Raw genomic sequence first — 26,507 nt, forward strand, 5'->3', positions numbered from 1 at the left:
ACATGCACATCAGCACCCTGGCGTGCCAGATGCAGGGCCGCCGACAGACCGGTCAGCCCTGCACCGATGACCGCCACGCCGACGCGCCCGCCGATCTCGGTCCCGGACCGGTCCGGTCCCTCAGGAGCGGTGTCGAGCCAGTAGGGGGTGAACTTCATGTCGCTGCTCTCTCCTGCCAGTGCCGTCAGCGGCTCTGACCGCACGTGGGTCGGGCCCTCTCAAGATCCGCCGTAGGAAGTTCGCTCACCGCCGCCCGAAGACCGCGCGCTCCGGTCCCGACTTGCAGCACGACCTCAGTGATGTCCGGGCGGAGAAGGTCTGAGGGGAAGTTCGAGGGCCCGTTGACAGTTGTCGACCATACACATATGGTCGACAATCGACAAGAGACCGAGCGATACCCCGATCGCACCCCCGCCCTCGCGGCCGGGCCTGTCGAATCCATTCGTGGTCGACAATCGACCATCCATCACTCAAAGCGTCGCTGACGCTCGAAGGCCGAACTAACGTTGGAGGACCCCGTGGCATTTGACGTCAAGCCCAAGTTCATCTCGTTCGACATGAACGGGACCCTGATCCACTTCCGCATCGGCGACGCGATCCGTCGGGTGCTGGGAGACCGGCTGCCGCAGGAGCTCGTCGCCGACTTCACCCGGGCCGGCAACATGTACCGGATCGACGAGTGCATGGGCGAGTACAAGCCGTTCGACCGGATCGTCACGGACGCGCTGGTGCGGACCTGCGCACGGTTCGGCGTGGAGTACCGGGAGGGCGACGGCCAGGCGGTGTACGAGGAGATCCCCACCTGGACGCCGTACCCGGGAGTGACCGAGGCGCTCAGGAGGCTGGCCGAGGAGTACCCCCTGGTGATCGTGACCAACAGCGACGACGCGTTCGCGCCGCAGCTGGTGGAGAACCTCAAGGCGCCGTTCGAGGTCGTGATCACCGCCGAGCAGATGGGTGTCTACAAGCCCCGGCTTCGCGCGTTCGAGTACACGCTGGACAAGCTGGGAGCGGCACCGGACGAGATCGTGCACGTCTCGGCCAGCCCCAAGTACGACCTGCGGTCGGCCGCCGCCCTCGGCATCAAGCACACGGTCTACATGGACCGAGGCTTCGAGCCCGACGAGCCGTGGCTCGGGTACGAGCGGATCACCGACATCGCCGACCTGCCGGTCCTCCTGGGCCTGCCGCGCCCTTGAGCGGACGGCCCTCCACCACCGTGCTTGGGGTCCCGTCCGATGGCGCCGTGCGCCGCGCACGAGCTGTAGCCTGTGTGGTCGACAACCGACCAGAGAGGTGACCGGGATGGACCCCAAGTTCGGAGGGTTGGAGCGGACGACGACTCCGGAGGGTGTGTACCGCGTGCTGCGCGGAGCCATTCTCGACGGGACCGTGCCTCCCGGTGGACAACTGCGTGAAAGGGACATCGCGACGGATCTCGGGATCAGTCGTTCCCCGTTGCGTGAGGCGCTGACCAGGCTCGAGGAGGAGGGCTTGGTCGTGAAGGTCCCCTTCCGGGGGGCGTTCGTCGTCGAGGTCAGCGCTCAGGAGATCGCTGAGATCGCCTCGATCCGCTTGCTCGTCGAGCCTTATGCCGCGGAGCTCGCCATTGAAGCGCTCCGGGGGCCCGAGAAGCCCAAGTTGACGCAGACGATCGAAGAGCTGAACCGCGCGATCGAGAAGAACGACATCCCGGCCAGCGTCGATGCGCACCTTCAGTTCCACAGGCTGTTCTACGACTTGTCGGGACACGGGACGCTGCGCAACCTCTGGAACGGTTGGGAGACCAAACTGCGCCTCTATCTCCTGGTCGATCACCCCTCCTACAGCGACCTGCACGACATCGCTGTCGAGCACGCGAGGCTGGCCGAGGTCGCGCTGGAGGGCGACACGGAGGTGTTCAAGCGGGAACTGGCACAGCACTTCCAATCAGCGCTGCGAGGCCAGACCGACAGCAACGACGGGGGCGCAGCGACTGGATCCGGGGCGCTGCCCAGGGGCTGTTGACCATCAGGATGTTCGATGAGCCAAGGCGCTTGCCGAACCTGCCCTAAGCAGCCTGCCGACGACGCCGCCTCTCCCGCAAGCTGCGGGAGAGGCGGCGTCGTCGGCAGGGTGGGGGACGCAGCGCACGCTCCAGAGGGAAAGGCTGCGGTCGGCGTTTCAGTGCTCGAAGAGCGCCGTCGCCACCGGCACTGCCAGCAGCAGGCTGAGTCCCACCAGGAGGAAGCGGTCCAGCCACAGGATGGCGGCGAATTCGCGCAGTGTCGCGGCCAGCCAGTAGGCGGGAGAGGTCGGCGCGCCCACGACGTGCACGGGCACGCCGACGCGGCGGGCCAGCAGGGTCGTGCGGTAGACGTGGAAGCCGCTGGTGACCACCGTGGCACGGTGGTCGGGAGTGGTGCCGTCCACGAGGGCCGCGCTGAAGCGGAGGTTCTGCCCGGTGTTGACGGAGCGGTCTTCCCGCACGATCCGGTCGGCGGGCACTCCGCGTCCGCGCAGGTAGGCGGCCATCGCGTCGGCCTCGGAGCGGACCTCGTCGTCGCCCTGGCCGCCCGAGACGACGAACACCACACCAGGCGTCTCCGGTGCGCGGGCGGCGTCGATCGCCAGCGCGCGCTCCAGCCTGCGGGTCAGCAGCGGGCCGGGCCGGTCGCCGTCGAGCCCGGCGCCCAGGACGACGACATGGGTGGTTTCCGGCAGGGGGGTACTGCGGCCCCGGACGAACACGTAGCCGGCGAAGACCAGGAAGAGCAGAGTGAGGTATCCCGCGGCCGCGTTCACCGCGACCACGAGGGCACCGAACGCCTCGCCGCCGACCGCGTGGAAGACCGCGTCGAGGCCGAGCACCGTCAGCACCGCGCAGCCTGCGGCCCCGGTCGCCAGCAGGGCTGCCTGCGGTCCGTAGCGCCGGACCAGCAGGACGCCGTCGGCCAGCAACAGCAGACCGAGCGTGAGCGCAAGGAGCAGGGCGGCGACGGCGAGGACGGTGGCGATGTTCGGGTGGGCGGCCGCACTGCGAGCGGCCACGCCGAGTCCGGCAGAGGTCACCGCGAGGCAGAACAGGACGGCGGTGGAGAACCGGTGCGGTGCCAGCAGGGCGTTGACGACGCCGCCCGTGGCGAACACGACCGCGGCCAGGTATTCCGGGTACTCCCGCATGTGCCGTACCGCTCCGCTCTCCCGCCCGCCGGGCCGCTGCCCGCACCTGTCCGCCTCTCGCCGCCCGCAGGTTCCCGAACGCGTGCGATATGTAGACCCCGTACGGACGACCGCCGGCCATCCTCCCAGACCCGCTGTGGTGCGCCGAACGCGGGCGGTCGGTGGTGCGTTCGGCGGGTCCCGCATGTCGTGCCGGTGGTGCCTGGCCCGAATCGGCGCACAGTGCCGGTACCCGCCCGCTCCGCGGGAATGCGGTGTGGGCCTTGATCAACCGCGCATCGCCGCGTGGGCGTCGTCGGCGGTGGTATGCGCCGTTAACGTCTGATCGAGACCGATGGTGTGGAAGACGTGCGTCAGATCGTGGCTGGGCCGGGCCAGTCTGAGGGAACGTCGGCGGCTTGGACGCGGTGATAGGGGGTGACGAACCACTGCACGGGGGTTGTTCCCGCCGGCCGCGGGAGTGACGATGCCGGCGCTTGGGATCACCCGTTTGCGAACTGGTGGAAACTTGGTGGCGGAGCGTGCCGGGCGGCTGCGTCTCGCCCATTCCTCGGAAGGAAACCGGCCTGTGGACGCCGGGCGGGCATGTCGTCTCGTGAGGGCCGGGCGCACCGGAGCGTTCAACCGGCCTCGCAGGAAGCCCCTGCCCTGTTGCCGTCGGCCAGAGGGTGGTGGATGTGCGTGGAGGAACTGAGTCCGGTTCCCACAGGCGCGGTGAAGAAACCAGGGAATTCGTCCGTGTGTTCTCCCTGTTCGGGGGGCACAAGGAGCGGCGGAGGTTGATAACAATGGTTCCCCTGCTTCTCGTTCTGCTGCTGGCTCTCATCCTTTTCGGCGCGGGCTTCGCGCTCAAGGCCCTGTGGTGGATCGCGGTGATCGTGCTGGTGGTCTGGCTGCTGGGCTTCGTCATCCGCACCGCGGACAGCGGTGGCCGTAAGGGCCGTTGGTATCGCTGGTAGGCCAGCGGCACGAACCGACACGCGCCATCGGTGGGCCCCGGACAGTGTCCGGGGCCCACCGGCATACCCCGCGCGAAATGGCCATTGCGCTCCTGGCAGTGTGAACGCCATCTTCACGGGCGCCAAGGAGCTCGGGCGGGAATTGCGTCGCAGAATGAGTGAGGCGGCTGTCCAGACCGGACAGCCGTACCTGACTTTGCGCTCCCGATCGTCGGGCGCCCGCTCTGAGAGTTGAACCACTTCACGGTGCCGTTCCCGCACGAGCCTGAAGCCCTTCTTCCCGCGGCCACCCCGCTCATCCGATCGACGCCACCCCCAAGCTGGGCCGCCTCCGCGCGCCGTGGTGCCTGCCGCTCCTCGTGCTTCGTCTGTTGTCCCGCCCGCTGGGCATCATCGACACGTGCTGGGATGCATCTTTTGCCATCGCATGCTGGCGGCCGATGCCTGGCGTGTGCGACGTTGGACGGACAGCCAGCCTGGTTTGGCAGGAGGCCCCGCGCCGCCCCTGAAGGCCGCGTCGAGTGGTCGGGATGTGGTGCGGGTTGTCTTGCTCGACTGTGCGTGCCCCCACGTCACGCGCTTGATGCCCCCAATATGGGGGTGTGATGGGCTCGACCCCCGGAAACGAGGGGCGAACCATGAACGACCTCACCATCACCACGCGACAGCACTCCGACCGCACCGTCGTCACCGTGGCCGGGGAGATGGATCTCGACTCCTGCCCCGCTCTCGAAGAAGCGACGCTGGTCATCCCTCTCGACGGCAAGACCTTGCACCTGGAGATGTCCGGAGTGTCCTTCATGGACTCTGTCGGCCTGAACCTTCTACTGAAACTGCGCCGCCGCCTTCTGGCCGAGGGCGGCCGGCTTCTCGTCACCGGCCTGCAAAGCCAGCCTGCGAGCGTGCTGCGCCTGACCGAGACCGACGCTCTGCTGACCCCCGACGCAGTGCAGGCCGCCTGACCGCTCTCAGCCCCGTGGGAGCGGCATCCATAGGCGCCGGGCCCCGGAGATGTGATGGCGAACTGCTCGCGGCGCCGGGTTTGAGGCAGGGCACCGCGGCAGTTCGGTGGACAGGGCGACACCGTCACCGACGTCCTCGGACCGCCACCCGTAGATGTCCAGCGGCAGGCCATCCAGCGGCCCGCCGACCAGGGTTGGGGCCGTCGTGGTCGCGGCCCTCGCCGCGGCCGTTGCCGACGAGCCGCCACCCCGGCCCATTGGCCCTGGGCCGCGTCAGCAGGGACAGGGTCGTCGTCGGCACAAACGTCCGGCAGGTCATGCCCTCAACGCGGGGGCCCCTTGTCCGCGGTCTGTACACATGATTCGCCTGGAACCTGCCGACGGGCCTTCGGGTGAGACAACCCTCCTGCCGGGTACGGAAAAGGGTTCGACCACCGGCCTGGGACAGGGCATGATCCACATGCGTGACGACGTCGAAGCAGCTCAAGGTTCGGGCCGCCGCCCGCAACAACGCCGAGTGGTGCGCAGTGATGAGCCGGTCGCACGGTCTGGAGAGCGAGTTCGGCCTGCAGGCTTGGACCGCCCCGGCCCGCACGCCGCTGTACTACCCCGACGCGGTGACACTCGTGCCGGGAGCCGACCCCGCCGCGCTGGTGGCGCGGATCGACACCACCACGCCGGGCGCCTCCGTCAAGGACAGCTTTGCTGACCTCGACCTGAGCGAGGCTGGCTTCGAGGTCCTGTTCGAGGCGCAGTGGATCCACCGCCCGGCGAGCACGTCCGTTGTCGCGCCGGCTCTTGCCTGGGACGTGGCGGGCGACCCGGACACACTGCATGCATGGGCGCTGGCCTGGGACGGCGGGGACGGCAACGCAAGCCTCTTCCGGCCTGAACTGCTCGACGACCCCGCAACCTTCGTGCTCGCCGGACGGTCCGCCAGCGGCCTGGTGGTCGCCGGGGCGGTGGCGAGCCGCAGCGACCATGTGGTCGGAATCTCCAATGTCTTCGCACCGGACGGCGGCCCTGACGCGGCTTGGCCGGTCGTCCTGGACGCGGTGCATCGGCTGTTCCCCACTCTGCCAGTGGTGGGCTACGAACACGGTGACGCCCTAGCGGCTGCCGTCCGCCACGGCTTCGAACCGGTCGGTCCACTACGGGTCTGGCTGCACGGATAGACCGGCTTCAGAAGCAGTCCGACCCCGCCGTTCGCGACCGCCGTCCCCACGGGGAAGCCTGAGCATGAGGACCCTCCTCATGCTCGGTCGGCCGCGCACCTTGACGGCACAGCCGCGAGACCCGCCAGCGCGACGGCGCCGGCATCCGCCCGCCCGAGGGACGAGCCGTACGTCGAACCGCCTGACATCCGTAAGTGGGACGTCGAAGACCGCCCGCTCTGCGGTAGGCGTCACCAGCCGGGCCTGGTGATCACCGGCCTGTGCTCACCTGGCTCTCGCCCAAAGCGATGCTCTTGGGTGTGATCTGCCGTCCCCGGGGACATGTGCAGATCATGAGCATGCGGACAACGATGTACGAGGCCGACGCGGCCGTCACACAGCAGGCGGGCACGCGTATTCCCGCTCCCGTCGGCCACGTGCTGTCAGTGATCGAGGAGGCGGCGGAGAGCTCGAAGCTGTGGTTGGGCGCGGCCGCGGTGATGGCTGCCGTCGGCGGGTGGCGTGGCCGGAAGGCGGCTGTCCAGGGTGTAGCGGCGCTGGCGCTGGCGCAGTTGGTGTCCAACGGCGTGGGAAAGCAGCTGTCCGACCGGCCCAGGCCGCCGAAGGAATGGTTTCCGCACGACGAGGTCGATGACCGTCCCGACTCCTCGTCCTTCCCCTCCGGCCACACCGCAGCCGCTATAGCCTTCACGACCGCCGTCGCACCCACCTGGCCCGCCGCGGGCATCACGTGTGCGGTACCGGCCGTCATGGTCGCCGTCGAACGGGTGCAGTCCGGCGCCCACTACGCCAGCGACGTCGCCGCCGGCGCCTCCATCGGTCTGCTCAGCGCGTGGCTCATCCGGCACGCCCCGCACCTGATCATGCGGCGCTGGCACTGACCGCCCTAGTCGGCAAGGCCGCCTGCCTGGGCGGCCTTGCCGGCCGTCACGTCCTTCAGCAGCACGAATCTTTCGCTGAGCCGATGACCACCGCTCCCCGCTGCACCACGTCCCGGCCACCACCGCAGGTCCAGGATGCCGAGCTCTTGCCCGGCGTGGCACCGTGGGTTCACAGTGGAGGCAGTACCACCGCATGAGCACCGGAGGCCGCCATGCTCATCCTCGGCATCATCTTGCTGGTCGTCGGCTTCGTCACCGGCATATCCATCCTGTGGACGATCGGCATCGTCCTCGCGGTCATCGGCGCGATTCTGTGGATCATGGGCTCCATGGGACACGCGTTCGCCGGTCGCCGACACTACTGGTGACCGCCCTGGGGCGGCCCCTCACATCACCCAATCGCCGAACGCCGCATCCGACCGACCGCTCCCTGTAGCGGACTCGGCCGTTGACGGCTCCGCCGGGGTCGTCGGCAAGGGTCGACGTGCGGTGATGCGTTTCCCGTTTCCGACCCGGTCACCAGGATCCGCAGATCCAGTAACGCCGGGCCGGGGGCGTACTTGCGGCCGTTGGTGATCAGCTTGCTGACCACCAACGCCCTGATCAGGCCTGGGCCAGCAACGGGTCGAAGGGGGTGGTGCGCCGGCGTCCGGACATGAAGGACAGGAACTCGCCGACGAACGCGCTGCGTTCGTACGTGCCTCCACTGGTGGCGATGTCGCGGTGGAAGGCTGTCTGGAACAGGGCCCGGTATTCGTCGGCGTCGATGCTCTGGTTGCCGTCCTTGTCGGTCACGTCGAACAGGACCTCGGCGACCCTGATCAGTGCGGGGCCGGCCAGAGAAGGGATCGCGGCGGCGTACTCACGGGCGCTGACGCGTCCGTCGCCATCCGTATCGAGGGCCGACTGGAGTTCGCGCCACCAGTCGGCGTAGGCGTTGTAGAGCCTGGTCTCCTCGGGTTCGTCGAGGTCGAGACGGCCGGCCAGTTCGCGGGCCATCGCGGCGAGGTCGGGCCAGTCCAGGTAGCCGTCCCCGGTCTGGTCGAGGACCTCGGTGAAGAACTCCTGCGCGCTGTACTGGGTCGGCGCATCCCCCGTGTGCTCGGGTTCCGGCTGCGTGGGGAGGGGGGTGAGGAGCCTCAGGAGGGCGCCGGCGCGTTTCATCTGCTCGCCCAGGGCGGTGATCGTGCGGGCGCGGGGGTCGTCGCTGTGCGGGGACGTTGCGAGCAGGTCGACGATGCCGGCGGCCTGGATCCAGCCGTCGGGCAGGAAGCGGGCCAGGCCGGCGGCGAGGTAGGCGCCCTGCATCAGAGTCTGCGCTCCTGCGATTTCGGGCAGGCCGGCCTTGCGGCGGAACGGTTCGGGCAGTGAGGCCACGGTGATCGCTCCGATGGCCGGACCGGCCAGGGCCCGGCCGGTGGCCCACAGTGCGGGAAACCCGCTGAGCACCGGCGGCGCCGGCAGGTGGTCGAAGAGCTTGAACAGGATGATCCGCATCGCCTCCGTGTTCTCCAGCTCCTCCTCGACCACCCGGTCGAAGTAGGGCCAGAACTCGGCGAGGGTGGACGGCAGATGACCGGCCTCTCCTCCCATGGCGGCCAGGTAGGCCCGGAACTCGACGTACAGCCGCTCCATCGTCTTCTGTTCCAGAGGCTGTCCGCTGAGCCGGCACATGGTGACGGTGCTTTCGAACATGGTGCCCACCACCCAGGCGCGCACGGCGGGGTCCATCGCGTCGTAGGGGCGGTTGCCGGCGCCGGTGCCGCGCAAGCGGGCGTGCAGGCGGTTGAGCCGTGCGGCCTCCCGTCGGCGCACCTGCTCGTCGGCGCCGAACATGCGCTGCATGCTGAGGAAGGTGTTCTTCAGCCGCCGCCAGGGGTGGGCGACGAACGTGGAGTTGTCCAGCAGAGCGGCGCCGATCTGGGGGTGTGCGGCCTCCAGTACGGTCGCCCGGACCATGGCCAGCGCCCAGCGCGGATCGTTGATGAGCGCGTGGAATTCGGAGCCGGGACCGAACAACGCTTCGTCGGGAGCGCCACCGTCCCCGTCGCCGCGGGGAGTGAAGGCGGCGTCGTCGGTCTCGGTCTGTCGGTTGTCGGCAGTAGTCACGATCCGGGATGTCCGTTCTCGTCCGTCGGTACGGCGCCGAAGCGGCGCTCGCGTTGCCGGTAGGTGTGCAGGCATCGGAGGAAGTCCGGTGCGCGGAAGTCGGGCCACAGCACCGGCGGGAAGAGCCATTCGGCGTAGGCGACCTGCCAGAGCATGAAGTTGGAGATGCGCTGTTCGCCGGAGGTACGGATGACCAGGTCCACATCCGGGGTGTCGGCCATGGGCAGGTGAGCGGCGAACATCTCCTCGGTCACCGTCTCGGCCGGTACACCGCTGCGGATCAGCGACCGCGCGGACTCGACGATGTCCCGTCGGCCGCCGTGGTCGAAGGCGACCGTCAACGTCATGCCGCGGTTCTGTGCGGTCAGCGTCATCAGGTCGTCGATGTCCCGGCCCAGCTCCGGCGGGATGCGGGGATCGGTCATGCCGAGAAAACGGCAGCGGATACCCCGGGCGTGCAGCAGCGGCGCGTGCTTGCGCACCACCCGCCGCACCAGGTGCATCAGGAAGGCGACCTCGGTGTCCGGGCGGCGCCAGTTCTCGGTGGAGAACGCGAACAGACTCAGCCAGCCCACCCCGGCCGAACGCGCCGCCTCGATGACGTCGATCACCGTCGTCTCCGCCGCGCGGTGCCCGTACGTGCGCGGCAACGACCGCTGCTGTGCCCACCTGCCATTGCCGTCCATCACACAGGCCACATGCCGCGGCACCCCCCGTGGACCCGCCACGGTGGGTTCCGGGCGAGCAGCCGAGGCGGAGGGCATCGTGTCGTCCGTGGACTGCCGCACCGTCATGCCCGGTCCTCCATGCCCCCAGGGCAGGCACGCCACCGCGCGCCTCCCCCGGCGCCGCGCCGCCTGCGCTCTTCACCAGCAGACTGGCAGCGCCAGGCTCCCGGGGCCTACGCATCCGTCCGGATTCACCTTTGGTACTGGTGTCCTAGCCGATCAGAACGCCCGGTGGTGTGCGGCAGAGCAGATCTGGCGTCATCATCGGCACCGCCGACGCCTCCCCAGACCGGGCGCGAGAGGCTGTGCGCAGTGATGTGGGTGCATCCCGGGGGCTCGGTCGGGCAGAATCACCTGCGTACGAGGCCCTACGAGGGCAGGCCTGGATCGTTGGCGAGGCAACCGTGGCCCACACCTCCCAAGCTCACCAGCCGCGCGGGCTCACCGCGGAACACCGCGTGGTCGGCGAGGCCCGTGTCGTGGCCCTGCGCGGCGAGATCGACCACGATGTCCAGGACCAGCTGCGCACAGCCCTGCTGGGCCAGGACGAGGTGGTGCCGGCGCGGATCGTGGCCGATCTCAGCGGTGTGACCTTCATGGACTCCAGCGGCATCAACGTCTTCGTCGCCGCCTACCGGCAGGTGAGCGGCGCCGGCGGGTGGGTGCGTATCGCCGGGGCTCGGCATTCCGTCCTCCGCGTCCTGCAACTGGTCGGCCTCGACACCGTCATCACATGCCACCCCACCGCCGAGCAGGCCCTGACCGCCTGAGCCGCCGCCTGCGGGGGGGGGTGCGGGGCCGCCTCGGCCGGGTGACTATGCCTCCAGCCGCGCCACCGCATCCTCATGGCCCGTAGCAGGCAGAGGCCGCTGTGCGTGGGAAGTCATCATCCCCCTCTCTCCGATGGTCACTCGTTGGTCGGCCGTTCCAGTGCCACCCTCGGCAGGTGTCGGGCCAGTGGGGCGGGCAGCCACCAGGCGCGGGGGCCGAAGAGTTGCATCACGGCCGGGACGATCAGGCAGCGGATCACCACGGCGTCGAGGAAGACGGCGACCGCGAGGCCGAGACCGAACTGCTGGAGCATGCGATCGGGGCTGAGGACGAAGGCGGCGAAGACCACGATCATGATGGCCGCCGCGGCCGTGATGACCTTGCCCGTGGCTGCCAGGCCCTCACGGACCGCGAGCGAGTGGTCGCGCGTCCGCTCCCATTCCTCATGGATGCGGGAGATGAGGAACACCTCGTAGTCCATGGAGAGCCCGAAGACGATCGCGAAGATCATCACAGGGATGAACGCCTCGACGGGTCCCGGCTGTACCCCGAACCAGCCGTGCTGGAAGACCAGGGTGATCACGCCGAGCGCGGCGGCGATCGACAGGAGGTTGAGCAGGGCGGCCTTCAGGGGGATCAGGACGGAACGGAAGACCAGCAGGAGCAGCAGCGCGGACAGACCGACGACGATGGCGACGAAGAGCGGTATCCGGGCCGAGACGGAGTCGGCGAAGTCCTGGGCGGCCGCGGTGGGCCCGCCGACCAGGTAGTCGGCGCCGGTGCGTTCGGCGAGCCGGGGCAGGACATCGTCGCGCAGGGTGTGGACGAGGGCGGCGGTGCTCGCGTCCTGTGGTGAGGTCGTGGGGAACGCGATGACGGTGAACACGGTGCCGTCCGTAGAAGGCAGCGGTGGTGTGGCGGCGGCGATGCCCTCGGTAGCGGTCAGGGTGGTCCGCAGTTGCTCGGCGGCGTCGGCGTCACCCCGGCTGACCGCGAGCAGCGGACCGTTGAAGCCGGCTCCGAAGCCCTCGGCCAGCAGGTCGTAGGCCCTTCGGCTGGTGGACGAGGCTGGGTCGTTGCCCGCGTCGGCGAAGCCGAGGCGCATGCCGAGAGCCGGGGCGGACAGGGCCAGGAGGGCCACGACGGCGGTCAGCAGGGCGGGCAGGGGGCGCTTCTGCACGGTGGAGGCCAGCCGTCGCCAGCGCCCACCCTCCTCCCTGCCCTTGGCTTGGGCCTTGGCGGAGCGTTTGCGTACGTGTCGCTGGATGCGGTCGCCGACGAGCGCGAGGAGGGCGGGCAGCAGGGTCAGCGAGGTGGCCATGGTGACCAGGACGGTCAGCGCGACGGCGACGGCCACCCCCTGGAGGGAGCCGAGGCCCAGGGCGACCAGGCCGAGCAGGGCGATGATGACGGTGCACCCGGCGAAGAAAACCGTACGGCCCGCGGCATCCAGGGCGGTCTGGGTGGCGGTCTGCCGGTCCGCGCCCCGGATGAGTTCGTGCCGGTAGCGGTAGAAAATCAGCAGCGCGTAGTCGACGCCGACACCGAGGCCGACGAGCATCATGATCGGCGGAGTGAAGTCGGCGACGGTGAAGACGTGGGAGGCCAGCATGATCAGGCCGATCGCGCCGCCGACCGCGAAGAGCGCGGTGACCAGCGGCAGCGCGGCGGCCACCACCGATCCGAAGAGCAGTACGAGGATGACCAGGGCGGCGAGCATGCCCGCGCCTTCGGCGCCCCCGCCGCTCTCCTCCTCGGCGCCGCGCACCGCGTCCCCGCCGAGCTCAACCCGCAGTCCGTCCCGAGCGGCCGACTTGGCGGTGTCGATGATCCGCGCGACGTCCTCTTCGGGGACGTCCTCCGCCTTACCGGCCAGGACGACGGTGGCGTAGCCGATGGTGCCGTCCTCGGAGACGGCGGAGGCGTCCGCGTAGGGGCTGCGGACGTCGGCGACGCCGGGCAGGTCACGCACCCGGTCGAGGGTCCGCCCGATGGCCGGGCGATCACCGCTCAGGCCGTCGGTGTCCTGGAAGACGATCTGGACACTGCCGCCCGCCTGCGCGGAGCCGTGCCGCTTCAGCAGGTCGGCGGCGGCCTGGGAGTCGGTGCCGGGCAGGGTGAAGTCGTTGCGGTAGGCGCTGCCCGCGCTCCGGGCGCCGACGGCGATGACCGCGACGGCGAGGATCCACAGGAGCAGAGCGCTCCAGCGGTGGCGCTGGGACCACAGGGCCAGACGTCCGAAGACACCTGCCCGGTCGGTGGTGGGACCGGTGATCGCGATCATGTCGCGCGCTGGTGACATGGGTTCACCGGCCTCGGTGGTGCGAGCGGCGGTTCTGCTCGGCGCGGCGGACGGCGATGACCGCACCGAGCACGGCGCAGATCGACGGTACGGCGACGAAGGCGGCCAGCAGCAGGCCGCCGGTGCCGGCCACGTCGAGGGCGCGGTCGAGTACGAAGGCGGAGAAGGCGCCCACGGTCTCGGTCAGCAGGAAGCCGGTGGCGCCGCCGGCGAGGAGGCCCACGAGGGCGGCCGGGGCCTTGGCCGAAGGCGGGTGGGCAGGGGAGCGTGTATCCATGTCTCGCAGGGTCCGGCTGCGGCGGGCGACGGCGCATCGGCCTGCGGCGGACACCTGTCTACCCCGCCGGTTGCGGTCTCGGCGCCCGGACTACGCCGCTGGTGGGTTGCCCGGTCGCGGCGTTTCGGCTCTACAGCGGTGGCCGACCGGCTCAGCCGGTGGCGGCCGGCCCACGCGTGGCGGCTACGCCAGTGGGGGCCGGCCCGCCATACCCCTGGCGGCCCGCCCGCTATGCCCGTGGTAGCCCACCCGCTATGCCCGTGGGGACCGACCGTTCAGCCAGCCTGGGCGGACCATGCCGGACTCGTACGCCAGGACCACCAGTTGGGAGCGGTCACGGGCGCCCACTTTGGTCATGATGCGGCTGACGTGGGTCTTGGCCGTCGCGGGGCTGAGGACGAGGCGGGCGGCGATCTCGTCGTTGGTCAGGCCGGCGGCGACCAGCTCCATGACCTCACGCTCGCGGTCCGTGAGGGCCTTGAGGCGCGGGCCGGGCTCAGGTGCCTCGACCCGTACGGCGAACTCCGCGATCAGCCGGCGTGTGACGGAGGGGCTGATCAGCGCGTCGCCACGCGCTGCCACCCGCACGGCGTGCACCAGTTCCTCCGGCTCGGTGTCCTTGACCAGGAAGCCGGTGGCACCTGCGCGCAGCGCGCCGTACACGTAGTCGTCCAGGTCGAAGGTGGTCAGGATGACCACCTTGACGTCGGTGAGGCGAGGGTCACCGGCGATCTGCCGGGTCGCCTGAAGACCGTCGACGCCCGGCATGCGGATGTCCATGAGCACCACATCGGGGCGCAGCGTGCGGCAGGAGGTCACGGCCTGCTCGCCGTCGCCCGCCTCACCGACCACCTCGAAGTCGTCCTCGTCCTCGAGGATCGAACGGAACCCGGCACGCACCAGGCGCTGGTCGTCCGCCAGAAGGATCTTGATCACGGTCTGGCTCATGAAGGGGAACGCGCTCCGTTCATCGAGGAGTTCGTGCAGGGGATCCGGCCCCGTACGGTGAATCCGCCGTGCGGCCCGGGTCCTGCGGTCAGTTCGCCGCCCAGCGCGTGGGCCCGCTCGCGCATCCCGCGGATGCCGTTGCCCGGTGTACCGCCGTTGGCGACCGCCGGTCCCCGCCCGTTGTCGGTGACCTCGACCGTGACCTGCCGCGCCTCGCGATGGATGCCGACGGTGACGACGGTCGCGTGGGCGTGGCGGCTCACGTTGGTGAGCGACTCCTGAACGATGCGGTAGGCGGCCAGGTCCACCTCGGTGGGCAACTGCTCCCGCTCGCCGCTGAATCGCACACGGACGTCGAGTCCGGCGAGCCGTGCGGAGGCCACCAGCTCGTCGAGACGAGCCAGTCCGGCCGTCGGCGTGACGGGCGCCCGCTCGTCGACCTGCCTCAGCACCCCGAGGGTCGCCCGGAGCTCCCGCAGGGCGTCCCGGCTGGTGTCCTTGATCGCTCCCAGCGCGTCCTGCGCGCTCTGTGTGCCCTTGGCCGGGTTCTTGCTCAGACGGCGCAGGGCGGCGGCGGACTGGACGTTGATGAGGGAGAGGTGATGGCCGACGACATCGTGCAGTTCACGTGCGATACGCAGCCGCTCCTCGGTCGCGGCGCGCTCCTCGCTCTCCCGGGCGAGGGCCAGGCGGTTGTGCCGCACCCAGCCGAGTGCGACCACTCCGACCAGCCATCCCGTCAGCATGAACACGGCGACGCCGTTGACGTCGTGGTTTCCCGCGAGTGTGCCGATGCCGGTCGCGATCACGGTCAGCGCCGCCAGAGCGATGGCGGCCTGGAGGTGGCCCTGGGCGGCGACCACGTAGAGCGCGACGACGAACGCGACCATGAGGGGACCGTCGTAGACGCTGACGAGGTAGTAGGCGGCCGTGGCGGCCAGCACGAACGCGGCGACGGCCACGGGGCGGCGGCGGCACAGGTGCAGCGCCGCGCAGGCGGCGACGATCAGAGTCCAGCCGGCGGCGGTCGCCGGCCAGGACTCCTCCCGCGCACCGATGAGCGACCTCAGACTGCCCACCGCCACCGGCACGAAGACCCCGCAGGCCAGGGCGGCATCCGCCGCTCGGCCGTGCGGCGGGCGCGGCCGGAGACGTGAGACAGCACCGAGGGGCATGCCGCCAGCGTAAGCGGCCGCGGCCCCGGCGCCCTCCCTCGCGTGGCGGAATCGCGCGGGTTCGCAACCACCGTGGTACGCGACCGCGCCGGAGCCACAACCCGTGGGGTACGGCAGGTGTCCGCCGCAGACCGACGCCCGGGCGGTTGCCCTCCCCCGACGCTGGGACCGTGAACACAGAAGCCTCTCCCCCGCTCGTCGAGCGCCTGCGCGGCGTGAACCGGCCGCTGGTAGCCGCCCTGACCGCCGTCGCCCTCGTCCGGCCCTTGTTCTCCATCGCCGGCTGGAGCGACGCTCTGGGGAAACCCCTGACCCCAGTGCTCCTCACCCTGGCCATCACGCTGACCTGGATCCTCGCGGTCGGTCTCAGCCGCGTACGCGACCCGCTGCTGACCCTCGTGGTCACCGGCGTGGCGTACGCACTGGCCGCCCTGGTCCTGAGCGCCGTCCTCTCCCCACTCCTGACGGGAGAACTCCAGGGCCCCCTCGCCCAGCCCCTGGCGATCGTCCCGCTCTTCCTCGTCAACGCCGCCTGGGGCGCCTTCTGCGGAGCCTGCGCGATGGGGCTGCGCAGGGTGCGTGTCATCCGCCGCTGAGCGCGTGCCCCTGGACTGGACAGGCGTCACACTCACGCGGCCGCGTTCCACGTCTTCTTCCGGCAACGCAAAGGTGTGACACCCACCGACTTTCGCCGCCTGCTGCAAGGGGAGAACGCCAGCCGTTGACGGCCACGCAGACGGAGGCCGTGACGGCCTCAGTCTTCCGCGTGGGCCAGCCACAGGTCGGGGCCGAAGACCTCGTACCGGATGTGCCGGGCGGGGATGCCGGCCCGGAGGAGCTGGGAGCGTACCGCCCGCATGAAGGGCACGGGGCCGCACAGGTAGACATCGGCGTTCTCCGGCAGGTCCGGTGCGGCCAGGTCCATCAGGCCGGTGCGGGCGCCGGGTTCGTCGGCGGCGTCCCTCTCGTACCAGAACCGGGCCCGGGCCTCCGGCAGTTGGCCGAGAAGCCGATGGGTTTCCGCGCGCAGGGCGTGGTCGGCCGGGGAGCGGTCGGCGTGGAGCACCCGCAGCGGTCGGGTGGCGCCGGTGGCCGCGACGTGTGCCAGCATGCCGGTCATGGGCGTGCAGCCGATGCCCGCCGAGATGAGCACCAGCGGGGTGTCGGTGTCGTCGAGCACGACATCGCCGAAGGGGGCGGAGAGGGTGAGTTTGTCGCCCGTACGGACGCTGCCGTGCAGGTGGTCGGACACCTCGCCCTCCGGGGCCTCGGCCACGGCCTGCACTCGCTTGACGGTGATACGCCGTGTCTGTTCGCCGGGCGCGTTCGACAGGCTGTACTGACGGATCTGGTGGACGCCGTCGGGCATGCGGACCCGGACGCTGACGTACTGTCCGGCGCGGGCGGGCGGCACGGGCTCGCCGTCGGACGGCCGCAGCAGGAACGACACGACATCGTTCGTCTCCTCCCGCCGCTCCACGACGGTCCACTGCCGCCAGGGCCGCCGTGGGTCGACCTCCGCCTCCTGGTAGAGCCGTGCCTCCCGGGCGATGAGGGCGCCGGCCATCAGCCAGTACACCTCGTCCCAGGCCGCGGCGACCTCCGGGGTGACCGCATCGCCGAGGACGTCACCGATCGCGCGGAAGAGGTACTTGTGGACGACCGTGTACTGGTCCTCGGTGACGCCGAGCGCCGCGTGCTTGTGGGCGATCCGGGACAACAGGGCGTCAGGGCGTGCGTCGGGGGCGGAGAGCAGTGCCCGGGCGAAGCCGGCTATGGACCCGGCCAGTGCCCTGCGCTGGTCGCCGCTGGCCTGGTTGCCGCGGTTGAACATGCCGTCCAGCAGCTCGGGGTGCTCGCTGAACATCGTCCGGTAGAAGCGGGCGGTGATCTCGTCGAGGGCACCGCCCACGGCGGGCAGGGTGGCGCGTACGACAGCGGCGGACTCGGGCGTAAGCATCGGGCTCCTCAGGGATGCGGGCGTGTGCGGCCTCTCGGCTCGCGCGTCTCGGGCTCTCGTCCGGTCTATCAGCGGGCCGGTTCCCGGACGGGTACCGTCGGCCGGATCGAGGACCAAGGACTCAGCAGGTCAGGCCGGTTGGGTCCTGCGGTGGGCGGTGATCCGGGCCGACCGGCCCTATCGGGTGTCCGGCCGTCCGGGTAGGTGGCCCGATCGCGCTCGGCACGGAGGGCGCTGCTGTGGTGCGATGGCGTCGCGCTCGGGGGGCGTGATGCCGAGCGGCGGACAGCGAGAGGCAGGGCGTCTCCTGGCTGCCGCGGGGGGCCGCGGGCCCGGCCCGTGCCGGGCGGCGCCTCAGGTCCGGGGTGGGCGGACGAGGGTGTTGTCACCGGTGCGGCCCGCGAAGAACTCGTCCACGTTGGACACCGTGGTCTCGGCGATCTGGCCGACCGCGTCGCGGGTGAAGTACGCCTGGTGCGATGTGACCAGGACGTTGGAGAAGGTCATCAACCGGGCGAGCCGTTCGTCGGTCATCACCTCCAGGGACTTGTCGAGGAAGAACACACCGGCCTCCTCCTCGTAGACGTCCAGGCCGACACCGCTGAACCGCCCCGCGCGAAGCGTGGCCAGCAGGGCGTCCGTGTCGACCAGTCCTCCACGGCTGGAGTTGACCAGGATCGCGTCGTCCTTCATCAGGGCCAGGGCTTCGGCGTCCACCAGGTGGTGGGTGTCCGGGAGCAGCGGCACGTGCAGGCTGACCAGGTCGGACTCGGCGAACAGCTCCTCGCGCGGGACGTACCGCATACCGAGCGCCGTGCATGCGGGATTCTCCGCGATGTCCCAGCCCAGCAGCCGCATGCCGAAGCCGTGCGCGATGCGGGCGAAAGCCGCGCCGATCTTGCCGGTCCCCACCACTCCGGCCGTGCGGCCCCGGAAGTCACGGCCCATCAGGCCGTCGAGCCGGAAGTCGAACTCGCGGGTGCGGTGGGCCGCCCGGACGATCCTCCGGTTGACCGCGAGGGCGAGTGTCCACGCGAACTCGGCGACGGAGTAGGGCGAGTAGAACGAGACGCGGGCAACGGTCAGCCCGAGCGTCTCGGCGGTGGGCAGGTCGATGTTGTTGTAGCCGGTGGACCGTTGGGCGATCATCCGGGTGCCGCCGTCCGCGAGAGCCCGCAGTACCTGGGCGTCGAGGGTGTCGTTGACGCTGCTGAGCACCACCTCGTGGCCCGCGGCGGTGGGCGCGGTGTCCCGGTCCAGGAACATCCTCAGGCACCGCAGTTCGTGGCGGCCGGCGAACTTCTTGTCGAAGGCCTGCCGCAGCAGGACCTCCTCGTCCGCCAGGACGCCGTAAGCGACGATCTCCACGTGCTCTCCTCCCGAGGGGGAACGACGATCGGTCCACCCTAGGCCTCCGCCTGCTGGGTCGGCCGCGGTGACCCACGTGGGTCGCGGGGACGCGGCGGGATGCGGTGGATGTCCCTCACCCGGCGAGCGGAACCGGAGTACGCCTCGGGTGAGCGGCGGTACCCCGGTCGGCTGCGGCCGCTGATCAGAGCAACCAGCGGTTTCGGCTGACGAAGGGCAGCCGTGCCCATGCCCGGCCCAGTCCTATGTGGCGCCGGTGCCTGCGGCCGCGAGGGCGATCAGGACGACGGCGTAGACGACGTGGTGGTCGGCGAAGGGGTTGGTCGACATGCTGGGCGATCCGTCGGCCAGGTGGGCTGCATGACCCGGTGAGCGGGGCCGAACGTCCCCACCGCGGGGGGCCGGGCGGTCGACTCCACCCCGGGGGCGGCCCGCCGGGACGCCTGAGCCATGGTGCCCGTGTCGGGACGCCTGGGCGACTGTGTGGGCGTGCTGGTGCCGGCGCTCGCTCTCACGCCCCGTCGGGCACGACCATCACCGGGCAACCGGAGTGGTGCAGGACGGTGTGGGCGACCCGTCCGAGGCGGGGCCCGTACTGCCCGGGGCGGCGTCGGCCGATGACCAGCAGACCGGCTTTCTGCGAGGCCGCGAGCAGCACGTGCCGGGCGTGCCCCTCGGCGGTGCGCCGGTGCAGGGTCACGTCCGGCGGGGCGTCGGCGAGGGCGGCGTCCAGTTCCTTGGCTGCCCGTTCCTCGTACGGGAGCTCGGACGAGCCGGTGAGCAGCGGGTGACCGACTGTTTCGTGGGAAGGGCGACGCCAGGTCCGCACGGCCTCCAGTACGGCCTTGCGACGCCGTGCCTCCTCACAGGCGACGCGCACCGCCCTCATGGGAGCGTCGGACACGCCGACGACGATGTGGTCGGCGTGTCCGCCCCTGGGCCGGTCGTGGTGGTCGCCGCGCACCACGACGACCGGGCAGTGGGCGTGTGTGGCGACCGTCAGGCTGACGGAACCCAGCAGCGCGTCGGCGAGTCCACCGCGCCCGCGGGTGCCCACGACGACGAGTGAGGCGTTGCGGCTCTCCCGTGCGAGGACGTATTCCGGCTCCTCCGGCACGACGGCGGTCGTCACGGACAGGTCCGCACGGCGGTGCCGGGCACGGCTCATGGCGACGCCGACGATGTCCTCGGCGGCCGCGTGCCCGGACGGTCCGGCGAGGTCGGGCGCGAGTGCGGTCCCCTCGTACCTCTCCCACAGGCAGGCGTAGACCACCCGGAGGGGCACCCCGTGCAAGCCGGCCTCGTCGGCGGCCCAGTCGAGGGCTCGCAGACTCGGTTCCGAGCCGTCGACACCGACGACCAGGGGCAGGTTCATCGTCCTCATGCTCCGGTTCCGAGGTCGAAGACGATCCGGGCCTTGACCTGGCCGCGCAGTACCTCGTCGATGCATTCGTTGACCGCCGCGAGCGGCCGGGTCTCGCTGATGACCCGCGTGCGGCCCGCCGCGTGGAGCTGGAAGACCTCGGTGAGATCCTGCCGGGTGCCGACGATGGAACCGATCACCGAGGTTGCGTTGAGTACGGTGTCGAAGATCGGGAGCCGGATGGTGCCGTCGGCCGGCAGGGCCACCATGACGAGCTTCCCACCGCGCCGGAGGCCGGAGTTGACCGCTTCGAAGGCGGCCGGGTTCACGGCGAGAGCGATGTGGGCGCCGCCGTGCCGCTTCAGCTCCGCGCCGACGTCCTGGGTCCGGGCGTCGATGACGATGTCGGCCCCCAGTTCGCGGGCGAGCCGGAGCTTGTCCTCGGTGACGTCGATGGCGGCGACCCGCGCTCCGGCGATCTTCGCGTACTGCACCGCGAGGTGGCCGAGTCCGCCCACGCCCGAGACGGCCACCAACTGGGCGGGCCCGACGCCTGCCACCTTGAGCGCCTTGTACGTGGTGACGCCGGCGCAGGTCAGCGGAGCGGCGTCGAGGGCGCTGACACCGTCCGGCACGGGCTGGGCGAAGTCGGCGCGGGCGAGCATCTTCTCGGCGTAGCCACCGTCGCAGCCGTAGCCGGTGTTGACCTGGCTCTCGCACAGCGTCTCCCAGCCGGACAGGCAGTGCTCGCACCGTCCGCAGGCGCTGCCGAGCCAGGGCACGGCCACGCGCTGCCCGACCGCCAGGTGGGTCACGCCGTCGCCGAGCTTTTCGACGAGACCGACCCCCTCGTGCCCGGGCACGAACGGCAGAGTGGGCTTCACGGGCCAGTCGCCGTGCGCGGCGTGGATGTCGGTGTGGCATAGTCCGGACGCCTCGACCCGGATCCGGACCTGCCCGGGGCCGGGTTCAGGATCGGGGCGCTCCTCGACGACCAGGGGTGCGCCGAACTCGGTGACGACAGCTGCCTTCATGCTCATGCTCCTCACGTGTCTCGCCTTGTCAGGCGTGCGCGACGACGGCGACGGGGGCGGTGGCGTGGTGCAGCACCGCGTGGGCCACGGAACCGATGTGGATGCCGAACGGGTTGCGGCGCACGCGCCGCCCGACGACGACGAGGGAGGCGTCACGGGAGGCGTCGATGAGGTGGTTGGCGGGGCTGCCCAGGCGGGAGATCTCGGTGATTTCGACATCCGGGTACTTCTCCCGCCAGGGCAGCAGCGCCTCGGTGAGCGCGGCGATCCGCTCACGCGTGATCTCGTCACGAGGATCGACACCGGCCGCCAGGCTGTAGACGTAGGAGGACGGCAGGTTCCAGCCCTGGACGACGGTCAGCGGGGCCTCGCGCAACCGTGCCTCGTCGAAGGCGAAGGCGATCAGGGTCTCGTCGGGGCTATCGGTGTCCAGACCCAGGACGACAGGCCGGAACGCGGTCGCGGCGGACGGGATACCGACGGGATCCTTGAGGTGCTCGTCGGCGGCCTGCTCACCGGCGCGTACCAGGACGACGGGCATCTCGGCGCGGGCGACGACGGACTGGCCGACGGATCCGACCAGAAAGCCGGGGAGCCCGCTCAGTGCGCGGGAGCCCAGAACCAGCAACTCCGCGTCGCGGGAGGCCTCCAGGAGGGCTTCGGCCGGGGCTCCGGTGCGCTGTTCGTGCGTCACCCCGACCCCGGGGTGACGCAGCCGCAGCCCTTCGGCCGCTTCGCGCGGGACGCGTTCGGTCCAGTGCTGGTGGGTCTCGGCGCCGAGGAGCGGGGCCTGGGCCATCCGCTCCGGCAGGGGCAGCCACACGTGGACCAGCCCCACGCCAGTACCGCGCAACGCCGCTTCACGGGCGGCCCATTCCGCCGCGGCCCGGCTCTCCAGCGAACCGTCCAGACCTACGATGATCGTGCCGGGCATGTGCCCACCTCCTGGGTGTGGTGATCTGCTGAAAGCGTCTCGCCCGCGGGCCCGCCGGGGCAGGGGCCGCTGGTCCCCTGCGCGGGCCGAAGGGCCCTGTCCGCCGGGTGTCGGCGACGGCACGGGCGACGGCGGAGAGCGCTGTGGGAGACCGCGCAGGGCCGCAGCGGGTCGGATGACCGGCCGGGGTGGGAGGCGCGCCATCCGGTGGATTCCCCTCGTTCCGGCGACGAGAAGAGACCCGTCGACCGGGGGCCGGACATGCCGTGGACGGCCACCCGCGGCTTTGGCTGCCGACCGTCCCGGCTGCGACTGCGGCTGCTGGCCGTCGCGGCTGCGGCTGCGGCTGCCGACCGTCCCGGCTACGACCGCCCGTCACCGCGGTTTCGGCTGCCGACCGTCCCGGCTACGGCCGCCCGCCGTCGGGCACGGCGGTCAGTTGTGTGCGACGACCGCCACCGGGGCGGCGGCGTGGTGCAGCAACGCCTGCGTCACGGGCCCGATGTGGGGGCCGACCGGCGCCCGACGGACCCGGCGGCCCACGATCACCAGCGCCGCGCCGCGCGAGGCGTCGACCAGGTGAGCACTCGCGCCGCCGACCGTGGCCTGTGCGCGCACCTCCACCTCGGGGAACTTCTCCTGCCAGGGACGCAGCACGTCGGTCAGCTCGTGGCGGACCCGGGCGGCCGTCTCGGCGCTCAGCTCGGGCATGAGCTCCCCGCCGTAGTGGTAGGGCGGCAGCGTCCAGCCGTGGACGACCCGCAGACCGGCCGCTCGACGGGCGGCGGCGTCGAACGCGAACGCGATGACGGTGTCGTCGGGCTTGCGCAGGTCGAGGCCGAGGACGACGTCGCCGTGGGCCCCGGAGCCGGCGGTCGGGTCGTCGGCGCGAGGTTCACCGGCGGGCCGCTCCTCAACCCGCACGAGCACCACCGGGCGTGTGCTCCGGGCCAGGACGGACAGGGCGACAGAGCCGACCAGGTATCCGGCGGCCCTGCTCGCACCGCGGGAGCCGCGCACCAGCATCCGGGCGTCCTCGGCCCACGGCGACGTCGTCCTCGGCCTCGACCTGCGCAAGCGGCCTTCAGCAGGGCGGGGACGGGCTGCCCCGGTATCTCGTCGGCGTCGATCCGCAGACCGGGATGCCGAGCGGCGACGCGCGCCCGCGCCTCGTCCAGAACGTGTCGCCCATGCGCGCCGGGCGGTCGGCGGGACCGGCACGGCGAGCCCGGTGGTCGGAGCGAAGGCCGACGGCGGCCACTCCCAAGCGCTCACCAGGCGCAGGGGCAGGTCGCGCAGCTGTGCTTCGCGGGCGGCCCATTCGGCCGCGGCCATGCTCTCCGGCGAGCCGTCCAGTCCGGCGGTGACGGTGCGGGTCATGTGGAACCTCCTCGGGGGACGCCTCGAGTCTTCGGTTCCTCGGAGCAGGTGCGGAGGGGCCCACTGGTCCCCACACGGCGGACGACCGTCCCGGGCATCCCTGCGCGTCCTCCGATGCGGCCGTGTGTCCTCGGAAGACGGGCTGACGGAAGGATCGGCGCGGAGCTCCTGCGGGGCCGGCCCCCGACCCGACGACCGGCGGCCTTGCCGATCACCGGTCCCCGGCGAGCTCGGTCCCCGCGCTCACCGGTCCCCGCTGTCACCCACCGGGACCCGCCAGACCAACGTGGTGCCTCCGCCGTCCGGGCAGGTCCAGTCCAGTTCGCCGCCCACCTGCCGGGCGCGTTCGGCCATGTTGCTCAACCCGCTGCGGCGGCCCTCGGCCGCGATGCCCACGCCGTTGTCGGACACCTCCAGCCGCACCTCACGGCCGTCCGTCGCCAGCACGACCTCGGCGCGGCCGGCGCGCGCGTGCCGGGCGACATTGGTCAGGGCTTCCGAAAGGACCGCCATCAGGTGGTCGGCCGTCTCCTTCGGCACCTGGGTGTCCAGCAGCCCCTCCATGCGCAGGCTCGGGGCGAAGCCCAGTACGGGCGCGGCCTCGCCGACGGCCCGCACGGCCCGGGCCCTCAGACCTGTGCCGGCAGCGCTCTCGCGCGAACGCAGGCCGAAGATCGTCGACCTGATGATCTTGATGGTCTCGTCCAGGTCGTCCACCGCCCGCACCACCCGCTCGGAAGCCTCGGGGTGCTCGATGAAACGCCCGGCGCTCTGCAGTGTCATGCCGGTGGCGAAGAGCCGCTGGATCGCCAGGTCGTGCAGGTCCCGGGCGATGCGGTCGCGGTCCTCCAGGAGTGCGATCTGCTCGGCGGCCTGCCGGCGCTCGGCCAGTTCCATCGCGACCGCGGCCTGGGCAGCGAAGGCCTTGAGCGGTTCCGTCTCCTGCTCGAGGAACACGGTCTGGCCCGCCTCGCGGACCAGCAGCACGACACCGCGGACGCTTTCGCCACTGCCGATCGGTGCGGCCACGGCAGGGCCGAGGCCGATGAAGCGCCGCGGGCCGGAGGAGACCCGTTCGTCCTGGGAGACGTCCGGGCTGGTGATCGTGGAGGCTTCCGAGAAGGCCTGACCGATCAGGCTCTTCTCGACGGGCAGCACCATCCCGCGGTGGGTCTCGGCTTCCTCTCCGATGGCCAGCTCCACCGTGAGCGTGCCGGTGCCTTCCATGGGCACCGCCACCACGGCCAGGGCGGCCCCCGTGATGTCCATGGCCCGCTCGGCGATCAGGCGCAGGACGCCGTCCCGTTCGCTGCCGGACATGATGGCGTGCGTGATCTCGGCGCTCGCCTGCAACCAACGCTCCCGCCGCCGCGACTCCTCGTACAGACGCGCGTTGTCGATGGCGACACCGGCCGCTACGGCGAGAGTGGACAGAACCGACTCGTCGTCCTCGTCGAACTGCGCTCCGCCTCGCTTCTCGGTCAGGTACAGATTGCCGAAAACCTGGTCGCGCACGCGGATCGGGACACCGAGGAAGGTGTGCATCGGCGGATGGTTGAGCGGGAAGCCGTACGAGGCGGTGTGCTCGGAGAGCTTGGTCAGTCGCAGCGGCTCGGGGTGACGGATCAGCTCTCCCAGGATGCCGTGGCCTTCCGGGTAATGGGCGATCCGCGCGATCTGCTCCGCGGTGAGACCGACCGTGAGGAAGTCGGACAGCCGTCTGCCGTCCGGGCCGATCACTCCGAGCGCGGCGTACTGGGCGTCGACGAGGACCGCCGCGGCCTGCACGATGCTGTACAGCGCCTGCTCCAGGTCCAGCTCGCGGCCGACCGACAGCACCGCCTCGAGCAGGCTGTGGACCCGGTCCCGTGTACCCCGCGCGGCATCCAGGCGGGCCTGCAACTCCTCCAGCAGCTCGTCCAGCCGCAGCTGGGGAAGCCGTACCCGTGCCTCCCGCGATTCCGCGGAGCTTTCCACGCCCGGTCCTCCTGGTCGTCTCACCGTGCCGCGGGCCGTCAGTCCCACTGATGCCACGGTATCGGGGCGCGCGGGCGAGCGGTACGAGATCAAGGCAGGTGACCGGGACGGAGACCCGGTCCCGGCCGTCAGAGGCAGGACGGCCGCTGTGGAGGGAACCCGGGCAAGCGGTGGGCGCGGCCCCGTGTCGTCGTCGGACCGCCCGGCCTCAGCAGCTGCCGCCCTTGAGCCGGTCCTGGGCCTGGGTGGCGATCACGGCCGCCTGGACGCGTCGTTCGACGCCGAGCTTGGCCAGGAGGCGGGAGATGTGGTTCTTCACCGTCTTCTCGGCGAGGTAGAGGCGCTGGCCGATCTGGCGGTTGGTCAGCCCTTCCCCGATCAGGGCCAGGATTTCCCGCTCGCGCTCGGTCAGCCCGGGAAGGGCGTCGGGCTCCTCCTTCTGCCCGCCTCCCCGCAACCGGGCCATCAGCTTCGTGGTGGCGCTCGGGTCGAGCAGGGACTGGCCCCGGGCCACCGTGCGCACGGCGGAGACCAGGTCGGAGCCCTGGATCTGCTTCAGCACGTATCCGGAGGCGCCGGCCATGATGGAGTCCAGCAGCGCCTCCTCGTCGTCGAAGGAAGTCAGCATCAGACACGCCAGGTCGGGCATGCCCGAGCGGAGCTCGCGGCACACCGACACGCCGTCGCCGTCGGGCAGGCGGACGTCGAGGATCGCGACCTGGGGACGCAGGGCGGGCACCCGCACCAGCGCCTGCTCGACGGTGCCGGCCTCACCGACCACGGTGATGTCCGGTTCGTCGTTCAGCAGGTCGTGCACGCCGCGCCGTACGACCTCGTGGTCGTCCAGCAGGAAGACCCGGATCCGGTCGTCGTGGCCGGGCTGCTCGCCGTCCGTCATGTTCATGCTCCTTGTCCAGCGCTGCGTACCGGTGTCCGTACCCGGGTGCTGTCGGGCGTACGAATCGGATCTTCCTCGGTCGTGGGCCGGAAGGCCAGGGCCGGTCGGCCCTGTTTCGCCCTCCTTCGATCCTCCCTCTTCGTG

25 protein-coding genes and 1 pseudogene are annotated in these 26,507 nt (G+C 71.0%); 9 read left to right on the forward strand and 17 right to left on the reverse strand.

Annotated elements, in window-relative coordinates; genetic code table 11:
• Positions 1–158, reverse strand: a 158-nt coding sequence (locus tag AC0665_RS31140; RefSeq protein WP_478706416.1) for an FAD-dependent oxidoreductase, incomplete at its 3' end; no start/stop codon positions are given.
• Between the two features lie 360 nt (positions 159–518).
• Between AC0665_RS31140 and AC0665_RS31145 the strand changes: the two genes are divergently transcribed.
• Positions 519–1,199, forward strand: a complete 681-nt coding sequence (locus AC0665_RS31145) for a haloacid dehalogenase type II (RefSeq protein ID WP_468414594.1) — start codon at positions 519–521, stop codon at positions 1,197–1,199.
• Between the two features lie 106 nt (positions 1,200–1,305).
• On the forward strand, positions 1,306–2,007 hold the full coding sequence (locus AC0665_RS31150) for a GntR family transcriptional regulator (protein WP_468414596.1): 702 nt from the start codon (positions 1,306–1,308) through the stop codon (positions 2,005–2,007).
• 156 nt (positions 2,008–2,163) lie between these two features.
• On the opposite strand, the gene AC0665_RS31155 is transcribed toward AC0665_RS31150, so the two are convergent.
• A complete protein-coding gene (locus AC0665_RS31155; RefSeq protein WP_478706283.1) occupies positions 2,164–3,162 on the reverse strand; it encodes a YdcF family protein in 999 nt (332 codons plus the stop codon).
• 788 nt (positions 3,163–3,950) lie between these two features.
• On the opposite strand from AC0665_RS31155, the gene AC0665_RS31160 reads away from it, so the two are divergent.
• The 5 genes from AC0665_RS31160 to AC0665_RS31180 all read left to right on the forward strand — a co-directional run bounded on the left by AC0665_RS31160 (position 3,951) and on the right by AC0665_RS31180 (position 7,507).
• Positions 3,951–4,121: a DUF5670 family protein gene (locus AC0665_RS31160; protein ID WP_364824752.1), complete on the forward strand. Its 171-nt coding sequence runs from the start codon at positions 3,951–3,953 to the stop codon at positions 4,119–4,121.
• 638 nt (positions 4,122–4,759) lie between these two features.
• On the forward strand, positions 4,760–5,083 hold the full coding sequence (locus tag AC0665_RS31165) for an STAS domain-containing protein (RefSeq protein WP_478608871.1): 324 nt from the start codon (positions 4,760–4,762) through the stop codon (positions 5,081–5,083).
• A gap of 464 nt (positions 5,084–5,547) precedes the next feature.
• Positions 5,548–6,258, forward strand: a complete 711-nt coding sequence (locus AC0665_RS31170; protein WP_478608869.1) for a hypothetical protein — start codon at positions 5,548–5,550, stop codon at positions 6,256–6,258.
• 332 nt (positions 6,259–6,590) lie between these two features.
• A complete protein-coding gene (locus AC0665_RS31175) occupies positions 6,591–7,139 on the forward strand; it encodes a phosphatase PAP2 family protein (protein ID WP_468639045.1) in 549 nt (182 codons plus the stop codon).
• 212 nt (positions 7,140–7,351) lie between these two features.
• Positions 7,352–7,507, forward strand: coding sequence for a DUF6131 family protein (locus AC0665_RS31180; protein ID WP_468414606.1), 156 nt, complete (start codon positions 7,352–7,354; stop codon positions 7,505–7,507).
• Between the two features lie 235 nt (positions 7,508–7,742).
• Here AC0665_RS31180 and AC0665_RS31185 read toward each other — a convergent pair whose 3' ends face one another.
• Both AC0665_RS31185 and uppS read right to left on the reverse strand, forming a co-directional pair.
• Positions 7,743–9,323 carry an oxygenase MpaB family protein gene (locus AC0665_RS31185; RefSeq protein WP_478608867.1) on the reverse strand — a complete coding sequence of 527 codons (1,581 nt, stop codon included), beginning with the start codon at positions 9,321–9,323 and terminating at the stop codon, positions 7,743–7,745.
• The gene (uppS, locus tag AC0665_RS31190) at positions 9,245–10,012 is read right to left on the reverse strand and encodes a polyprenyl diphosphate synthase (protein ID WP_468414636.1); all 768 of its coding nucleotides are present in this window, start codon (positions 10,010–10,012) and stop codon (positions 9,245–9,247) included. The genes AC0665_RS31185 and uppS overlap by 79 nt, the downstream gene beginning before the upstream one ends.
• A 368-nt stretch (positions 10,013–10,380) precedes the next feature.
• Between uppS and AC0665_RS31195 the strand changes: the two genes are divergently transcribed.
• Complete coding sequence (locus AC0665_RS31195) at positions 10,381–10,746, forward strand: STAS domain-containing protein (RefSeq protein WP_468414610.1); 366 nt, start codon at positions 10,381–10,383, stop codon at positions 10,744–10,746.
• Between the two features lie 137 nt (positions 10,747–10,883).
• Here the strand turns inward: AC0665_RS31195 and AC0665_RS31200 are convergent, their stop codons facing one another.
• The 4 genes from AC0665_RS31200 to AC0665_RS31215 all read right to left on the reverse strand — a co-directional run bounded on the left by AC0665_RS31200 (position 10,884) and on the right by AC0665_RS31215 (position 15,449).
• A complete protein-coding gene (locus AC0665_RS31200) occupies positions 10,884–13,049 on the reverse strand; it encodes an MMPL family transporter (RefSeq protein WP_478706284.1) in 2,166 nt (721 codons plus the stop codon).
• A 4-nt stretch (positions 13,050–13,053) separates the two neighbouring features.
• Positions 13,054–13,326: a hypothetical protein gene (locus AC0665_RS31205; protein ID WP_478706285.1), complete on the reverse strand. Its 273-nt coding sequence runs from the start codon at positions 13,324–13,326 to the stop codon at positions 13,054–13,056.
• 252 nt (positions 13,327–13,578) lie between these two features.
• Complete coding sequence (locus AC0665_RS31210) at positions 13,579–14,262, reverse strand: response regulator (protein WP_478706417.1); 684 nt, start codon at positions 14,260–14,262, stop codon at positions 13,579–13,581.
• Positions 14,263–14,270: 8 nt separating this feature from the next.
• Complete coding sequence (locus tag AC0665_RS31215) at positions 14,271–15,449, reverse strand: sensor histidine kinase (RefSeq protein ID WP_478608862.1); 1,179 nt, start codon at positions 15,447–15,449, stop codon at positions 14,271–14,273.
• Between the two features lie 170 nt (positions 15,450–15,619).
• On the opposite strand from AC0665_RS31215, the gene AC0665_RS31220 reads away from it, so the two are divergent.
• Positions 15,620–16,045: a hypothetical protein gene (locus AC0665_RS31220; RefSeq protein ID WP_468414618.1), complete on the forward strand. Its 426-nt coding sequence runs from the start codon at positions 15,620–15,622 to the stop codon at positions 16,043–16,045.
• Between the two features lie 158 nt (positions 16,046–16,203).
• Here the strand turns inward: AC0665_RS31220 and AC0665_RS31225 are convergent, their stop codons facing one another.
• From AC0665_RS31225 to AC0665_RS31265, 9 genes and pseudogenes are all read right to left on the reverse strand, one after another.
• Entirely contained in the window at positions 16,204–17,409 is a 1,206-nt protein-coding gene (locus tag AC0665_RS31225) for a globin domain-containing protein (RefSeq protein WP_478706286.1), read from the reverse strand.
• Positions 17,410–17,763: 354 nt separating this feature from the next.
• Positions 17,764–18,777 (reverse strand): 2-hydroxyacid dehydrogenase, encoded by a 1,014-nt coding sequence (locus tag AC0665_RS31230; RefSeq protein ID WP_478706287.1) that lies wholly within the window; start codon positions 18,775–18,777, stop codon positions 17,764–17,766.
• 511 nt (positions 18,778–19,288) lie between these two features.
• Positions 19,289–20,152 carry a universal stress protein gene (locus AC0665_RS31235; RefSeq protein ID WP_478706418.1) on the reverse strand — a complete coding sequence of 288 codons (864 nt, stop codon included), beginning with the start codon at positions 20,150–20,152 and terminating at the stop codon, positions 19,289–19,291.
• Positions 20,153–20,157: 5 nt separating this feature from the next.
• A complete protein-coding gene (locus AC0665_RS31240) occupies positions 20,158–21,174 on the reverse strand; it encodes a zinc-dependent alcohol dehydrogenase (RefSeq protein WP_478706288.1) in 1,017 nt (338 codons plus the stop codon).
• Between the two features lie 28 nt (positions 21,175–21,202).
• Complete coding sequence (locus AC0665_RS31245; protein WP_478706289.1) at positions 21,203–22,108, reverse strand: universal stress protein; 906 nt, start codon at positions 22,106–22,108, stop codon at positions 21,203–21,205.
• Between the two features lie 435 nt (positions 22,109–22,543).
• On the reverse strand, positions 22,544–23,134 hold the full coding sequence (locus tag AC0665_RS31250) for a universal stress protein (RefSeq protein ID WP_478706419.1): 591 nt from the start codon (positions 23,132–23,134) through the stop codon (positions 22,544–22,546).
• A gap of 207 nt (positions 23,135–23,341) precedes the next feature.
• Positions 23,342–23,488: pseudogene (locus AC0665_RS31255) on the reverse strand (universal stress protein); the annotation flags it as partial.
• A gap of 243 nt (positions 23,489–23,731) precedes the next feature.
• Positions 23,732–25,465, reverse strand: coding sequence for a sensor histidine kinase (locus AC0665_RS31260; RefSeq protein WP_478706290.1), 1,734 nt, complete (start codon positions 25,463–25,465; stop codon positions 23,732–23,734).
• A 208-nt stretch (positions 25,466–25,673) separates the two neighbouring features.
• Positions 25,674–26,363, reverse strand: a complete 690-nt coding sequence (locus AC0665_RS31265) for a response regulator (protein ID WP_478706291.1) — start codon at positions 26,361–26,363, stop codon at positions 25,674–25,676.
• Positions 26,364–26,507 lie beyond the last annotated feature (144 nt).

The sequence above is a fragment of the Streptomyces sp. NPDC043685 genome, from assembly GCF_056436585.1.

What these genes read in the sequence shown, in the direction of transcription:
- AC0665_RS31215 (WP_478608862.1), bottom strand. Translation starts at nt 15,449, where the DNA reads ATGCCCCTCGGTGCTGTCTCACGTCTCCGGCCGCGCCCGCCGCACGGC.
- AC0665_RS31235 (WP_478706418.1), bottom strand. Translation starts at nt 20,152, where the DNA reads ATGAACCTGCCCCTGGTCGTCGGTGTCGACGGCTCGGAACCGAGTCTG.
- AC0665_RS31225 (WP_478706286.1), bottom strand. Translation starts at nt 17,409, where the DNA reads ATGCTTACGCCCGAGTCCGCCGCTGTCGTACGCGCCACCCTGCCCGCC.
- AC0665_RS31185 (WP_478608867.1), bottom strand. Translation starts at nt 9,323, where the DNA reads ATGCCTGCACACCTACCGGCAACGCGAGCGCCGCTTCGGCGCCGTACC.
- AC0665_RS31265 (WP_478706291.1), bottom strand. Translation starts at nt 26,363, where the DNA reads ATGACGGACGGCGAGCAGCCCGGCCACGACGACCGGATCCGGGTCTTC.
- AC0665_RS31160 (WP_364824752.1), top strand. Translation starts at nt 3,951, where the DNA reads ATGGTTCCCCTGCTTCTCGTTCTGCTGCTGGCTCTCATCCTTTTCGGC.
- AC0665_RS31250 (WP_478706419.1), bottom strand. Translation starts at nt 23,134, where the DNA reads ATGCTGGTGCGCGGCTCCCGCGGTGCGAGCAGGGCCGCCGGATACCTG.
- uppS (WP_468414636.1), bottom strand. Translation starts at nt 10,012, where the DNA reads ATGCCCTCCGCCTCGGCTGCTCGCCCGGAACCCACCGTGGCGGGTCCA.
- AC0665_RS31200 (WP_478706284.1), bottom strand. Translation starts at nt 13,049, where the DNA reads ATGTCACCAGCGCGCGACATGATCGCGATCACCGGTCCCACCACCGAC.
- AC0665_RS31245 (WP_478706289.1), bottom strand. Translation starts at nt 22,108, where the DNA reads ATGCCCGGCACGATCATCGTAGGTCTGGACGGTTCGCTGGAGAGCCGG.
- AC0665_RS31205 (WP_478706285.1), bottom strand. Translation starts at nt 13,326, where the DNA reads ATGGATACACGCTCCCCTGCCCACCCGCCTTCGGCCAAGGCCCCGGCC.
- AC0665_RS31175 (WP_468639045.1), top strand. Translation starts at nt 6,591, where the DNA reads ATGAGCATGCGGACAACGATGTACGAGGCCGACGCGGCCGTCACACAG.
- AC0665_RS31155 (WP_478706283.1), bottom strand. Translation starts at nt 3,162, where the DNA reads ATGCGGGAGTACCCGGAATACCTGGCCGCGGTCGTGTTCGCCACGGGC.
- AC0665_RS31165 (WP_478608871.1), top strand. Translation starts at nt 4,760, where the DNA reads ATGAACGACCTCACCATCACCACGCGACAGCACTCCGACCGCACCGTC.
- AC0665_RS31180 (WP_468414606.1), top strand. Translation starts at nt 7,352, where the DNA reads ATGCTCATCCTCGGCATCATCTTGCTGGTCGTCGGCTTCGTCACCGGC.
- AC0665_RS31150 (WP_468414596.1), top strand. Translation starts at nt 1,306, where the DNA reads ATGGACCCCAAGTTCGGAGGGTTGGAGCGGACGACGACTCCGGAGGGT.
- AC0665_RS31240 (WP_478706288.1), bottom strand. Translation starts at nt 21,174, where the DNA reads ATGAAGGCAGCTGTCGTCACCGAGTTCGGCGCACCCCTGGTCGTCGAG.